Origin of the sequence: Paenibacillus xylanexedens (genome assembly GCF_001908275.1) — a bacterium.
In the GTDB taxonomy this organism is placed as follows: Bacteria; Bacillota; Bacilli; order Paenibacillales; family Paenibacillaceae; genus Paenibacillus; species Paenibacillus xylanexedens_A.
On sequence record NZ_CP018620.1, the window covers coordinates 3,876,731 to 3,892,129 of the forward strand.

A 15,399-nucleotide genomic window follows, 5' to 3' on the forward strand; every position below is an offset into this window, starting at 1 on the left:
GGGATCAGGAAATCTGGGGATAACAGCGATCGGAGGATTGTTCTGCCATCGTAGTCCCAGTGTGAAATTTCTTGGTCTAACTTATATAAGCAAGAATGGAGAACAGCTATGAAAATGACTAGAGAGCAACGCTACAGACGAATTGAGCAAGCGGAGCCTGGAGAGATTGCGAAGCTTGAAGCACAGATATCCGTATGTCCTTGGCGACAAAGTTATCACATTCAGCCGATAACAGGTCTGCTTAATGATCCTAACGGCTTTGCATATTATCAAGGCTATTATCATCTGTTTTATCAGTGGTTTCCACTTGGGACAGAACATGGCATGAAATACTGGTATCATACCCGCTCGAAGAATCTGGTGAACTGGGAAAATGTCGGGATTGGAATTGAACCGGGTGGCAGGTATGACTCACACGGAGCTTATTCCGGTAGCGCAATTGAAAAAGACGGCAAGCTGTACTTGCTGTACACAGGAAATACGAGGGATGAGGCTTGGGTCAGACATCCGTATCAATGCTTGGCAGTTATGGATGAAAGCGGTTCAGTAACCAAACTGAATCATCCCGTGATCTCGTCTGTGCCAGCCGGATACACGGAACACTTTAGAGATCCCAAGGTGTGGCAACAAGGAGACAGGTATTATTGTGTAATTGGTGCGCAGCGAACAGACGAGACGGGATGTACAGTGCTGTATCGCTCCATTGATCTGAACAACTGGGAGTTCCTTGGTGAAATTCGTACGCAATTAACCTCCTTTGGTTACATGTGGGAGTGCCCGGATTATATGGAGATGGACGGGAAAGGTGTACTTGTCTTTTCCCCGCAAGGCTTAGATGCAGCGGGAGATCATTATCAGAATATTTTTCAATCCGGTTATCTGATCGGTGAGCCGCTCAATCTCCAGACGAGAGAGTTCAATCATGATGAATTTCAGGAGTTGGATCGTGGATTCGACTTCTATGCGCCGCAGACGATGCAGGGCCCGGACGGAAGACGTATTCTGGTTGGGTGGATGGGACTTCCCGATCTGGGATATCCGACAGACGATAGTGGCTGGGCTCATTGCCTGACCATTCCTCGACAGTTGTCACTCCGAGACGGGAAGTTAATCCAACAACCGGTTGCAGAGATGGTCCAATTACGTCAGCAGGATAAAGGCGCACATATTTGCGCAACAATTGACAATGAGAGTCGATCCTTCGCTGGTTTTAAGGGGATTGCCTATGAGCTGGTATGTGAGATAGGCCATTTAGATGATGCAGAGGTTGTAGGCATCGAATTCCGAGCAAGTGAAACTGAGAAAACGGTTCTTCTGTATGATCGGATTCAGCAGAAAGTTGTCTTGGATCGGACGATGTCTGGTGCCGAATTGGCAGAGCAGAATGGCGTTGTAAGACAGTGCACACTTACTGCGGACGTGATTAAGTTCCATCTGTTCGTAGATTCCTCCTCGGTCGAGATCTTTGTGAACGAAGGGGAAGAGGTCTTTACCAGCCGGATTTTCCCAAGCCGGGACAGCCTGGACATTCGTTTCTTTACACGCGGAGGCAAAGCTGATTTTGAAGCAACTCAATGGAATTATTAAGTATTACGTGAGAGGAATGAGATAACATGTCGGAGAATCAACGGATTGCCCAGGAAGTCATTCATGCCATCGGGGGCAAAGAGAATATCGCATCATTTGCACATTGTGCAACACGTCTTCGCATCATGGTGAAAGATAAAGAAAAAATTGATCAGAAAACGGTCGAGAACATCGAGAAGGTGAAAGGCGCTTTTTTCAACTCAGGTCAATATCAGATTATCTTTGGTACGGGAACAGTGAATCGAATCTTTGAAGAGGTTGAGAAGCTGGGCATCGAAGGAACGTCCAAGGATGATGTAAAGAGCCAGGGGAAAAAAGAAGGAAATGCTTTTCAACGGGCTATCCGCACGTTTGGTGACGTATTTGTACCCATCATTCCCGTTTTGGTAGCTACAGGACTGTTCATGGGATTGCGCGGATTACTTACCCAGAATGAAATTTTGGCGTTGTTCGGTGCAACACCGGATGATATCTCGGCCAATTTCCTGTTGTTCACTCAGATCCTGACGGATACGGCCTTTGCATTTCTGCCTGCACTTGTAGCGTGGTCTGCATTCCGCGTGTTTGGCGGAAGTCCGGTACTTGGTATCGTACTGGGGCTAATGCTGGTTAATCCCGCATTACCCAATGCTTACGCGGTGGCTGATGGATCAGCACAGCCGCTGCATATGTTCGGTTTCATACCTGTCGTGGGTTATCAGGGATCGGTTCTGCCTGCGTTCTTTGTAGGTTTGATTGGAGCCAAGTTTGAAAAGGTATTAAGAAGACGGGTGCCTGAGGCACTGGACTTAATTCTGACTCCTTTTATTACGTTAACGGTTATGATCACACTTGGATTATTCGCGATTGGTCCCGTATTCCATTCCCTAGAAGAGTGGGTGCTGCATGGAACAACTGCCGTATTGGATCTGCCGTTTGGAATCGCTGGTATTATCATTGGATTCTTCCATCAGATTATTGTCGTTACCGGTGTACATCACATTTTTAATTTCTTGGAGATTCAACTACTGGAGAAAACGGGATTCAATCCGTTCAACGCAATCATTACCTGTGCTATGGCAGCACAAGGAGCAGCTTGTCTCGCAGTCGGTCTGAAGACCAAAAATATGAAACTCAAAGCACTCGCGTTGCCTTCGTCTTTGTCCGCATTTCTAGGGATTACCGAACCAGCGATCTTCGGTGTTAACTTGCGTTATATGAAACCATTTATTATGGGACTGGTTGGTGGTGGTGTGGGTGGTTTCATCGCTTCCCTGTTCCATCTGCAAGGTACGGGCATGGCTGTAACGGTTATTCCCGGTACACTGCTTTATCTGAACAGTCAACTGCCGTTGTATATCTTGTCCAACGTGGTTGCCATGGCCATTGCTTTTACACTCACCTGGTTCTTTGGCTATAAGGATCAACTAGTTGCAGAGGAATCCGCAAGCAATGACAACAGTGGAGTAACATCAACTGAAGTTAAAGCAGTGGAATCTAATCCGCGTATTAATTCAGTTACCGATGCCGTTACAAGCAATCGTCCTAAGGTAGATTTTCTCGAAATCGCTTCGCCAATGAACGGTACCGTCGTTTCTCTGGAGCAGGTTCCTGACCCGGCGTTCTCTGAAAAACACATGGGTGAAGGCATTGCCATTGAGCCATCAGAAGGAAAAGTGTACGCACCGTTTGATGGAGTCATCGCACATGTCATGAACAAGAGTAAACATGCGGTGATTCTGGAGCATGAGACCGGTGTACAGATGCTGGTTCATATCGGAATAAATACGGTTGGACTAAAAGGAACCGGTTTTACCGCACATGTGAATAGCGGAGATCGTGTAACTGCAGGTCAATTGTTGATTGAATTTGACATGGATGTCATTCAGGCTGCGGGTCTGCCTTTGATTACACCTGTGTTGATCCCAAGTGGAAACGAAACGATAGCAACTGTTACAGCAACGTCATCGGGCCATGTTCAAGCCAATGGAGAAGCAGTACTTGTAGTAAAATTCAAAGAACCTCAATAAGTGACCGATTGAAATAGAAATGTACTGGAACATGGATGTTGAAAAATACAAATCATAAAAGGCAAAGGGAACTGGTATGTATCATCAGGTTTCCTTTGCATTTTTGCATTACTTTCAGCCAAGGTATTAAGACATCTTGCTTTGAATCTGTGCATGTAAGCGATTAAAAAGAGATATATCTTCGATTATGGCTCGGTTAATCAGATTTCTTGAATCACTTATGATTGACCGAGAAATATGGAGAATAACAGAGTAAAGAGTGCATTATACAAGATATGAACAGGATTACGGTCTAGAATCAACCAGGAAGGTGCAGAATCGGATACGGTTCAATTGCGGAAAGGCAGACAGAGGACTATGATTCGCACATAAGATACTTGAGATGATATATGCAGGATCTGATGTGAAGGCGAGGTAGACAGCAATGGATGAAGCAATGATTGTTGTATCAGCAGGACACAGTGCAGCGGGGATGAATTTTGTAGATTTATTACTGAAAAAGGGATTAGCCTTCGTTGTGCTTGTACACAGTGAAGAGGAACGGGAACAACTTCAAACCCTTGGAGCATTTCCTGTGCGATATATTCAAGAAACGGAAGGGATGCAACAGACTCGTCCCGAATATATGGTCACAAATGCATTTGTGTTCGAGAATAATCTGCCTCAATGTTGCCAGGATATCCAGTTGTGTCACAGCTGGTATCCGCAACATCTCTATGTCGTTTCCAGTAACAAGGCTCCAGTTGGTCTTGTATATAAAGGGCTTGGTGCGACGTATGTCATTCATAGCCAGAGTGGGAATGTTTCGTTTTTATTGTGAACGGTCATTCATAAAGGATGTGGAAGGAATATCTGATTAAAAGGAAAAACGTTCTGTTCGAACCGATGGCTCTGGACAGAACGTTTCGTGATTCCCACAGGTATAGATCAAGTGGGGAATCCTTATAACTATTATGAAGCTACGCCAACAACGCTGGTTCCATTTTTCGTGATTTTGTACGTCAGCACATCTCCGTTCCAGAAATGGAACTTAAGCGTGACTTCGCCATCATTGGTTTCATTGAAGAAGTTAGGTTTCAGCTCAATCACATTACGTTCGTAATCTGGGCTAAATGTGTAGGAGAATTCTTTGAACGAAGTCCAGTTCTGTGGACCGGCGTTTTCTCCGTTTGCATATGTTGCTTCCATCGTGGCCAGTTGGTTCCCGTTAAACGTAGTCGGAATGGCAAATGCACTGGTTGTACCAGTTGCATCGTTCAACTTAGGTGTGTCATATTTAATGATATTGAAGTTCCAGTCAGCACCTTCATTGAATCCAGCCGTGAGTGTGGCATTTACGCCCAAATCACCAGAGGTTGTCAATTTGGTTAACAGATTGGATTTTAACGTAAGCACATCTTTTTTGATTGTATAGTCTTTACCTCTGACAAGAGGGGTGGTGCCATTTTTCAACGAATTGAATTTGTTCCCATTCAGATTGAGCTTTACCTTCTTATCTTGAATAGCTTCATTTTGTTTAAGATATACGAGGTCCGTTTCGGCTGTGGATGAGCGACCTGTCCAGCTGGCTTTCATGGTATCAAATAATTCCTGATCAGACCAGGTAAAACTTGTGCGACCGAAGTGTTGTCCGTTATCCCACAACATCGTTGTCATCTGTTTTTGACGCAGATATTGTCCAACAAATTCGAAGAATTTCAGTTTTTCGCCTTGCTCAATGACACCTGTGTGCTGGTCAAACCCAAGCAAGCCATACTCACCGACGATAACCGGAATGCCTTTCGCTGTAAAAGCATTGTATACTCGATCAAATGTGTCTGTAACGTCCTTCTGTACTTCCTCGTTATACTTGGTGTAACCTGCGATGTTCACACTGAATGGCCAGAACCCGTAGTAGTGAACGGTTGCAATAATATTGCTGTCATTCAATTTTTGAATGGTCTTATTCAGTTCATCCAGATCAGGCTGAGCGGAAGAGGTATGCATCGTTGGAAGCACAAGTGGACGTGTCTCGTTGTTTCCACCCGAAGTTCTTACGATCTTGTGAAAAGAAGTATTCAATTCGTCCAGCATGCGATACCCAATCGCTGCATCCGTTGTGCCACCTTCGGAAAAGCGTGGTTCGTTAACACTTTCAAACATGAGCTTATCGGATGCATCTTTGAATTTGTCCGCAATCTGAGTCCAAGCAGAGTTATAACGTGCAAGCACGTTGTCATGGTCTTTCTCCATGTAACTGATCCAGCGCCAGGAATCATGGTGAAGATTGATCATGACGTAGAGATCCGCATCGAGGGCCCAGTTTACCACTTCTTGAACCCGATTTATGTAAGCGGAATCAATTATGTAGTCGGGTGCGTCACCGATATGGGCTTCCCAGGTCACAGGGATACGGATACTGTTGTAGCCCTCAGCTGCGATCGATTGAATTAGTTCCTTTGTGATGCGCGGATTGCCCCAGGCTGTCTCATCTTCACCAACGGCGTCCAGAGAGTTACCCAGATTCCAGCCAGGCTCCATGGCGTTTACATAGGTCTGCATTTTGCTTGGAGCGGGTGATGCACTGGCCTGTTCGCTGTTGTCAGTTGCAGCTGAAGCCATAGCGGAGGAGAATAGAGATAGAATCATGGCAGTCACAAGCGTAAGAGATAGGACTGATTTGCGGTTTTTTTTCATTAATATAGTCTCCTTCGAATAGAGAATGGTTGAACGTGAATAGCGGTTAAGCAGGGTGTAAATAGAGGCTCAACACAAACAAAAATTCACTTGTTTAATGCTGGAATCACCACCGATTTATGCACTGAAAGCGTTTTCGTAATTTACTATATCATGATTTAATATTGGACAATACCTGCACAATTGGAATAAAAATCATGTGAAAATCAGTGATTGCTTTTTGATGATAATTAGATTTAAATACCCTGGGAGGGATCTAATATGAAACTGGATGCACATCAACATTTCTGGGAATACAATGTCGCCGAGTACGGATGGATTGGGGAAGAGATGAAAACCATTCGTCAATCTTTTCTTCCTGAAGATCTTGAACCTTTATTGGTCCAATCCGGACTGGATGGATGTATTGCGGTACAAGCCAGACAATCACTGACAGAAACCGAGTGGCTTCTGCAGTTGGCAGATCGGCATGAATGTATCAAAGGTGTTGTCGGATGGGTGGACCTTTGTTCGGATGAAGTTCGGAATCAGCTTGAATTGTTCGCGTCCAATCCGTATCTGAAGGGCGTACGACATGTCATACAGGATGAACCTGATCTGAAGTATGTATTGAGAGAAGACTTTCAGCGCGGAATCTCATTGCTAAAGGAGTATGGTTTGGCCTATGATCTGTTGGTATCCAAGGAGCAACTGCCTTATGCCGTTGAACTGGTTAAGACGTTTCCTGAACAGCGATTTGTACTTGATCATCTAGCCAAACCCGACATAAAATCAGGTATACTCTCACCCTGGAAAGAAGCGCTTGAGTCATTGGCCGCACAACCAAATGCGTACTGTAAACTTTCAGGGATGGTGACGGAAGCAGACTGGGTAAATTGGAATCCAAAGGATTTTACAGCCTATCTGAATATCGCCATAGAAGCCTTTGGTGCAGAACGGTTAATGTTTGGGTCCGATTGGCCTGTGAGCAACGTTTCAGCTACGTATTCTGAAGTATATGGTCTTATTAATTCTCACATTAATGCCTTACCTATACTAGATCAACAGATGATTCTTGGCGGCACATGTGCTGCGTTCTATCAAATATCGTAGTGGGCAATCCGAAGCTAAACCGGTTTCAAGAAGTTGACAACTGTTCTGATTCTTGCTAAAGTTTTATCCAATCCGCATAATCATGATCTGGGAATGTTACCGATATGGGCATAACCTGAGCTGGCTTGTTTACACGTAATCGTGTACCCAGGCTGGTTCGGGTTTTTTCTATTTAAGTTGAACAACCGATTTTACACGAGACGACTGCGCGGCCAGAACAATCTTCCAATCGCTGTTATCCCCAGATTTTTTGAATCCCTTTTAAAAGGGGAAATCCGGTGATAAAGGCGAGTTTATGCTTACGAAGTAGCTTTCCATTGAAAGCTTTTAGCTCCGCTTCTCCAGATTTTTTCTGTCCTCTCCGTTTATGTGTAATTGTGTAGTTCAACTTAAATATTTTGTCTTTTTAATATTTTTCAGGATTTGAGCGGATAGCTGAATTACATATTTGGAAGGAGAATGATGATGACGAATTTTAAATTTCCTAAAGACTTTCTGTGGGGTGGAGCCATTGCTGCCAATCAGGCGGAGGGCGCGTATCTGGAAGATGGCAAAGGGCTGAGTATTGTTGACTTGCTGCCAACAGGTGAGAACCGCAGAAGTATTATGAAAGGCAATGTTCCGGCTTTTACGCCGCTCGCTACCGAGTTCTATCCTTCGCATGAAGCAATCGATTTTTATCACCGTTACCCTGAAGACATTGCTTTATTTGCCGAAATGGGATTCAAAGCACTGCGTGTCTCCATTGCTTGGGCACGGATTTTCCCGACAGGAGAAGATGCACAGCCAAATGAAGCCGGATTACAATTTTACGATAACCTGTTTGATGAATTGTTGAAAAACGGCATTGAACCTGTGGTTACATTGGCTCACTTTGATGTGCCTGTGCATCTGATCGAGAAGTATGGCAGCTGGAGAAGTCGTGAACTGGTAACTCTTTTCGAGACATACGCTACAACGGTATTCACTCGGTACAAAGACAAGGTGAAATACTGGATGACATTTAATGAGATCAACATGCTGTTACATCTTCCGTTCCTTGGGGCGGGGCTGGCGTTTAATGAAGGGGATAACATCAAGGAAATTCAATATCAGGCTGCTCACCACCAACTGGTTGCAAGTGCACTGGCAGTCAAGGCATGTCATGAGATTATTCCTGGTGCAATGATTGGGTGTATGCTCGCCGCAGGAAGCTTCTATCCGTATACTTGTAATCCGGAAGATGTGTTCCAGGGCATGGAAAAAGATAGAGAGTCCTATTTCTTCATCGATGTGCAGTCACGTGGTGAATATCCGGGTTATGCCAAACGTTTCTTCAAAGATCACGAGTTGAACATTGTTATGCAGCCGGGTGATGCGGAAATCTTGAAGAATCATACCGTAGATTATATCGGATTCAGTTATTATTCAAGTCGTACAACCAGTACCGATCCGGAAGTTATCAAAAATATGACCAGTGGTAATGTATTTGGCTCGGTAGCCAATCCATATCTGGCGAAGTCCGAGTGGGGCTGGACGATTGATCCCAAAGGATTCCGTATTACCGCCAATCAACTACATGATCGTTATCAGAAGCCGCTGTTTGTTGTTGAGAATGGATTTGGTGCCAATGACGAGGTTACACCGGAAGGTGAAGTGGATGATGCGTACCGGATTGACTACTTGAAACGACATGTAGCTGAAATGGGTGAGGCCATTCAGGATGGCGTTAACATCATTGGTTACACCAGCTGGGGACCTATTGATATTGTAAGTGCCTCCTCAGGTGAGATGAGAAAACGTTATGGCTACATTTACGTGGATCGTAATAATGAAGGTCAAGGTGAGCTGACACGACTGAAGAAGAAGAGTTTTGAGTGGTACAAAAATGTGATCGAATCCAACGGAACAAACCTGGGTGACGCGTAATTTATATTTTTCTGAATTAAAATGGTCTTGTACGGCAATAAAACATCGGAAGTTTCATCTATATAAATTGAACTAAACATTTACACAAAGCGGAGAGGACAGAAAAAATCTGGGGATAACAGCGATCGGAAGCTTGTTCTGTCATCGGAGTAGCTAGTGTAAATATTATCTAGTTCAATTTATATAACCATGGGACTTCCGTTTGTCCTCACATTGAAAGCGTTGACATATAGTCAGGTTCGCGCTATACTTGACGCAATTATATCGTTTCTGGGATTGTTACTACTCGAAGTAGGCAAAACCTAAGCACCAAAAAAAGCAGACCACCATGTCTTGTTTATTTTGTGATGCTTCAGGTTTTTTTTGTATGCCCAAAAGACGATGTATAACTGCCAAGAGAGTGGAACGTGACGGGGGGATTGAATTGAAAATAGCAAAGGTTATCAACAATAACGTCATTAGCATCTATCAGGCGGATGGAGCAGAGCTTGTGGTGATGGGACGTGGGATTGCCTTTAAGAAAAAGCCGGGGGATAAAGTAGACGAGACCCGCATCCAGAAAGTATTTGCATTGAAAAACAAACAAACATCCGATAATTTCAAAATGCTGCTGCGGGAAGTTCCGATGGAACTGATTGAAATTGTGGAAGAGATTATCACGTATGCGCGTGAGAATCTGGGTCGAAAGCTGAATGAGAACATCTATGTATCTCTTACAGACCATATTAACTTCGCCATCGAACGTTATCGGGAAGGCGTGGAGATCAAGAACGCATTAATGTGGGAGATCAAACAGTTGTACAAGTCCGAATTCGAACTGGGCCTGAGGACGCTGGAACAGATCAACACCCGAATGAATATTGAGCTTCCACCCGATGAAGCCGCTTTTATTGCTCTTCATATTGTTAACGCAGAGATGAACGAAGAAGTTATTACAACGATGAATATTACGAAGTTTATCCAGCAGATTATTAATATAGCGAAATATCATTTCAAAATGGAATTTGATGAGGACTCTCTCAGTTATTTTCGCTTTATCACACATCTGAAGTTCTTCTCCCAGCGTGTGCTCAGTGGTACGCATTACGACAACAACTATGATCATTTCTATGACATGATTAAGGAGAAACATCCGGATGCCGCAGCGTGCATGGAGAAAATTGAGTTGTTTGTCAAAAAAGAGTACAACCATGAGCTGACCAATGAAGAAAAGTTGTATCTGACGGTTCATATCGAACGAGTGGTTAATCGATAATATTTAAATGTTGACAAAAATGGTTTTATTATAATAATATGTGATTAACAGGAATTGAATACGATTTAACTGGGATTGTTACTGGTTATGCAGGCAAAACCTAAGTCATGAGAAGGTCAGGACCATTGTGTCCCCTTGCTCAAGGCTTAGGTTTTTTGCGTGCAAAAAAATCGGTAAGAGGCCTGTTTGAGAAAAAGTGGGGGTGCAGAGTATGAGTCAAGAGAAACTGGCCAAAGAGATTGTAGAACTGGTTGGCGGTGAGAAAAATGTGGAATCGCTGGTTCATTGTGCAACACGATTACGGTTTGTATTGAAGGACGATGCCAAGGCAGACAAAGCCAAACTGGAGAAAACAGAGGGCATTATTGCAGTCAAAGAAAATGGAGGACAGTTCCAGGTTGTTGTTGGTAACAAGGTGCCTGAAGTCTATAGTGCCATTGGACAGATCAGTAACATTCTGGACGATTCGTCAGATAAAGAAAAACCTCGCAAAGCAGCCAAAGGGCTCGGGGGGATTATCGATATCATATCCAGCATCTTTGCACCACTTCTGGGTGTTATGGCGGGAGCCGGTATTCTAAAAGGGTTATTGTTGATTGCAAGCAATATTGGATGGCTGGAAACGACAGAAACAACATATACGATCTTGTATGCAGCAGCAGATAGTCTCTTCTACTTCCTGCCTCTGTTGTTAGCGGTTACAACAGCACGTAAATTCCAGGGAAATATGTTTGTCGCGATGACGATTGCAGGAGCACTGATCTATCCGTCCATCGTCACGTTGAAATCAGAGGGAACACCAACGGATTTCTTCGGTATCCCTGTCATCTTGATGAACTATTCATCTACAGTTATTCCTATCATTTTAGCTGTCATTGTCATGAGCAAGTTGGAAAAGTTCTTTAATAAAACACTTCACGATAGTGTGAAAAACTTTGTTACGCCATTGTTTTTGCTAGTGATTATGGTACCTCTGACATTGCTTGTATTTGGACCATTTGGCGTATACGTTGGTAATGGAATTGCAGCTGGACTGGTTGCCGCATTTGGATTCAGTCCATTGCTCGCAGGAGCCGTTATGGGTGCAAGCTGGCAGCTGCTCGTTATCTTCGGAATACACTGGGGTCTGATTCCGGTATTTATCAACAACGTTGCAGTGTATGGACAGGATGGTGTTAAACCCGCTGCGACAGCTTCGATCTTTGCTCAAACGGGTGCTGCTTTTGGGGTTATGTTGAAAACAAAGAACAAAAAACTGAAAACGCTGGCTGGATCATCCACGTTGACGGCTTTGTTCGGTATTACGGAACCGGCCATCTATGGGGTAACATTACCACTGAAACGTCCATTCATTGCAGGCGTAATCGGTGGTGCAGTTGGTGGAGCTATCATTGGTCAAGCAGGTACATTGGCATTTGCATCCGGTGCACCAGGGTTGCTGACCCTGCCAATCTTCTACGGACCAGGTGGACAAGGTTTCCCAGGATTGATTCTGGGTATCGTAGTATCCTTTGTTGTTTCGGCTGTACTAACGTACATCATGGGCTTCAAAGATCCGGTTGAAGAAGAAATAAAAACCGAATCTACGACATCCGATCAGCAATCTGTTCGTGCAACGAATGCTTCGGACGAAATTGTATTTAGCCCAATTGAAGGAACGATTGTTGAATTGTCGGAAGTTCCGGATCCGGCCTTTGCATCGGGAGCAATGGGTAAAGGGATCGCGATTGAGCCAACTGTGGGCAGAGTTGTAGCGCCTTTTGACGGCACAGTTACCGTTGCATTCAAGAAAAAACATGCCTTGGCTGTAGTATCAGACACCGGTGCTGAGATATTGGTTCACGTGGGAGTTGATACCGTTAAATTGGACGGACAGCATTTTGTGTCCCATATCAAGGAAGGGGACAGGGTCCAAGCGGGAGATCTGTTGCTTGAGTTCGATATTGCACAGATTAAGGCTGCTGGTTATCACACGGTAACGCCGATTATCGTAACGAATTCCGCCAACTACGAGGAAGTAATTCCACAGGCTACAGGTCAGGTTCATAGCCAGGAACTTCTATTGAAATTAAGTAGCGGTAATGACCAGGAACAAAAGTAGTTTGATGTACTAATCTGATGGTGTAGTGTTTTCATCGTTCCGTTGACATGGTGGAATTGGAAAATTATAATTAGAATTGTACATCTATACATGATAATGAAAGGTGGATTATTGAATATGACACATGCAATGAGACTGCGCTTCCTTCCTTTGAATCGGTAATTGAATACGTTCAAAGGCTCTGACTATTGGTTCAGAGTAAACGGGATCAGTCTGTCGTTTTCAATCATCCTGACCTTAAGATAAGTGTTATACTCGCTTACCCGTTTACGTTGAATCACAGGCCGTGGCCTGTGATTCTTTGTTTTTTTTCTTCTGATTATCTTACTCAGGTAAATAATTAGGTAAAGGCGCTCAATACAGACTACTGGAGGTAACCGCTATGATGACGTTACTGTTCTATTGATACGAGCTGGCACGATAAGCTCGTATCGATAGAAGCGTGCTTCGCTATCGATACGAAATAATTCTTATTTCGGAGGTAGCGAATATGGAAAAGATATGTTTTGAATTAGAACAGGTTGAGATGACCTATATGGATAAAGTAATACTGAACATTGAGCGACTGGCTGTGCATCAACTGGATCGCATTGGTGTAGTGGGTGGTAATGGTCAGGGTAAAAGTACATTGTTGAAACTCATTGCAGGACAGATCCAGCCCACAGTTGGAAAGGTAAAACGTTACGCAGAGTTCGGGTATTTGGAACAAGTTGAACCGCCCCAGTCTAACGAAAGTATCGAAGTTGACGGGGCTTTACTCAGTAAATTAGCGATACCTCAACACGATCAGCCATGGAGTGGTGGAGAACAGACCCGTCTAAAACTGGCTCAAATGTTCACTCATTATCATGAAGTACTGTTACTGGATGAACCAACGACACACCTGGATCAAGAGGGCATTACATTTTTGCTGGATGAATTGCGTTATTATTATGGGGCGCTTGTGCTGATCAGTCATGATCGTGCGGTTCTGGATGAACTGGTGACCACGATCTGGGAAATCCATCAAGGTGAGGTTCGCGTATATTCCGGCAACTATAGTGATTATCAGGCACAGAAGAGGCTGGAGCGTGAACAACAAAACCAGGCCCATGAGCAGTTTTCCAAGGAGAAAAGACGATTGGAGCTGGCCGCTCGGGAAAAGATGAAGAAAGCCGAGAAAATAACGCAGGCCGGAAGCATGTCCAAAAAAGAATCCAAGGCAAAAACAAACCGTATGGTTGAAACCAAATCCAAAGGCACCAGCCAAAAAGCGGTGCACCGCGCAGCCAAAGCGATTGAACAGCGGATGCAACAACTTCACGAGGTAAAAGCGGTGCAAGAGGATCGGCCTATGATCTTCCGTCAGCCAAAGACACTGGAGCTGCACAATCGATTTCCGATTATGGCAGATCGCCTTACACTTGAGGTGGATGGAAACATATTGTTGGAGGATGTAAGTTTTCAAATTCCATTAAAACAAAAAATAGCGATAACCGGAGCCAATGGCAGTGGGAAAAGCACATTGCTTAACCATGTTTTCCATGTGGGAGATCAGATCACAATGTCTCCAAAAGCAAAGCTCGGTTATTTTCAGCAAATGAGCTATCGTTTCACGACAAAAGAGACCGTATTACAATTCCTGAAAAATCGTTCGGAATATGAGGAATCAGAGCTCAGAAGTGCGTTGCATGCGATGCAGTTTACAGGTAATGACTTGCTGAAGAATGTTGGGACATTAAGCGGAGGAGAAGCGATTCGTCTTCAATTATGTCACTTGTTTCTTGGACAATATAACATTCTATTGTTGGATGAGCCGACGAACTTTCTTGATATGCATGCATTGGAAGCGTTGGAGCGTTTTATTAAGGCGTATGAAGGAACAATTCTGTATGTATACTCATGATCAGAGGTTTATTGAAAATACAGCGGATCAACAATTTCAGATTACAGAGCGTCAATTAATTCAGGTGAATATATAAGTTGAACTAAAGAATATTTACACGGATCACTCCGATGGCAGAACAATCTTAGAGGAAGAGAAGTAACAAAAACAGCCAAAGTGATTTTGGCTGTTTTTTTTTAGAATATGGAGGCTCGTGATCTAATAGGATATGTAGCTTCTATTAAGAATCCGCCTTTATAACCGTGGAATGCATGTTACCTGTGAGACGTTGAGGTGGGAAAACCATTCGCACTGGCGCAATGATGATGGCAGCAAATACAGCTTTGATCAGATCGCCAATTATGTAAGGATAGAACCCTTGAATCATGGCCTCAGGTAAGTCCATTTTGAAAGCATAAGCAAGCCAAGGGACCCCGGATACATAAACAAGCAATGAACCAAATAGTTCAAATACAACAAAAGCGAGAATAAATCCTGTTACACCTTTGATGTTGATTCGTGCAAGCAACAATCCAATCAATAAAGCGGAGAACGGCCACATCATCACATATCCTCCGGTAGGTCCAAGAAGTACTGCAAGTCCTCCGGTCCCGTGTAGCAAGGGGAATCCAAGAGCGGTGAGCAGAACAACCATCGTGACACTTAGAAAACCATAGAGTGGACCAAGTAATCCTCCGGCCAGCATGACAGCCAAAGTTTGTAATGTTATCGGTACTGGGGAGAAGCCAATGGGAATGCTTATGTAACCAAAAAGTACTAAAATTGCGGCCATAAGTGCGCTGAATACAATGCCTCGCAAAGATAATTTCATGTTTGAACAATCCTCTCCATTTTGGTAATATGATTGTTAACCAATTATATAAATGTGGTTAACGATTAGGATCGT

General features: G+C 43.9%; 9 protein-coding genes and 1 pseudogene. 8 read left to right on the top strand and 2 right to left on the bottom strand.

Features of this window, described 5'->3' with window-relative positions:
- Window positions 1–108: 108 nt before the first annotated feature.
- The 3 genes from BS614_RS17305 to BS614_RS17315 all read left to right on the top strand — a co-directional run bounded on the left by BS614_RS17305 (window position 109) and on the right by BS614_RS17315 (window position 4,416).
- Window positions 109–1,587, top strand: coding sequence for a glycoside hydrolase family 32 protein (locus BS614_RS17305; RefSeq protein ID WP_074094870.1), 1,479 nt, complete (start codon window positions 109–111; stop codon window positions 1,585–1,587).
- A 26-nt stretch (window positions 1,588–1,613) separates the two neighbouring features.
- Window positions 1,614–3,596 carry a sucrose-specific PTS transporter subunit IIBC gene (locus BS614_RS17310; protein ID WP_074094871.1) on the top strand — a complete coding sequence of 661 codons (1,983 nt, stop codon included), beginning with the start codon at window positions 1,614–1,616 and terminating at the stop codon, window positions 3,594–3,596.
- Window positions 3,597–4,020: 424 nt separating this feature from the next.
- A complete protein-coding gene (locus BS614_RS17315; protein ID WP_074094872.1) occupies window positions 4,021–4,416 on the top strand; it encodes a hypothetical protein in 396 nt (131 codons plus the stop codon).
- Between the two features lie 131 nt (window positions 4,417–4,547).
- Here BS614_RS17315 and BS614_RS17320 read toward each other — a convergent pair whose 3' ends face one another.
- Entirely contained in the window at window positions 4,548–6,272 is a 1,725-nt protein-coding gene (locus BS614_RS17320; protein ID WP_074094873.1) for a cellulase family glycosylhydrolase, read from the bottom strand.
- Window positions 6,273–6,533: 261 nt separating this feature from the next.
- On the opposite strand from BS614_RS17320, the gene BS614_RS17325 reads away from it, so the two are divergent.
- The 5 genes and pseudogenes from BS614_RS17325 (at window position 6,534) to BS614_RS17345 (ending at window position 14,589) form a co-directional block, all read left to right on the top strand.
- Complete coding sequence (locus tag BS614_RS17325) at window positions 6,534–7,364, top strand: amidohydrolase family protein (RefSeq protein WP_074094874.1); 831 nt, start codon at window positions 6,534–6,536, stop codon at window positions 7,362–7,364.
- A gap of 465 nt (window positions 7,365–7,829) precedes the next feature.
- The gene (locus tag BS614_RS17330) at window positions 7,830–9,272 is read left to right on the top strand and encodes a 6-phospho-beta-glucosidase (RefSeq protein ID WP_036670717.1); all 1,443 of its coding nucleotides are present in this window, start codon (window positions 7,830–7,832) and stop codon (window positions 9,270–9,272) included.
- Window positions 9,273–9,696: 424 nt separating this feature from the next.
- Window positions 9,697–10,527, top strand: coding sequence for a BglG family transcription antiterminator LicT (gene licT, locus BS614_RS17335; protein WP_074094875.1), 831 nt, complete (start codon window positions 9,697–9,699; stop codon window positions 10,525–10,527).
- Between the two features lie 211 nt (window positions 10,528–10,738).
- Window positions 10,739–12,628, top strand: a complete 1,890-nt coding sequence (locus tag BS614_RS17340; protein ID WP_074094876.1) for a beta-glucoside-specific PTS transporter subunit IIABC — start codon at window positions 10,739–10,741, stop codon at window positions 12,626–12,628.
- Window positions 12,629–13,118: 490 nt separating this feature from the next.
- Window positions 13,119–14,589: pseudogene (locus BS614_RS17345) on the top strand (Msr family ABC-F type ribosomal protection protein).
- Between the two features lie 144 nt (window positions 14,590–14,733).
- Here BS614_RS17345 and BS614_RS17350 read toward each other — a convergent pair.
- The gene (locus BS614_RS17350) at window positions 14,734–15,324 is read right to left on the bottom strand and encodes a biotin transporter BioY (protein WP_074094877.1); all 591 of its coding nucleotides are present in this window, start codon (window positions 15,322–15,324) and stop codon (window positions 14,734–14,736) included.
- Window positions 15,325–15,399: the final 75 nt, after the last annotated feature.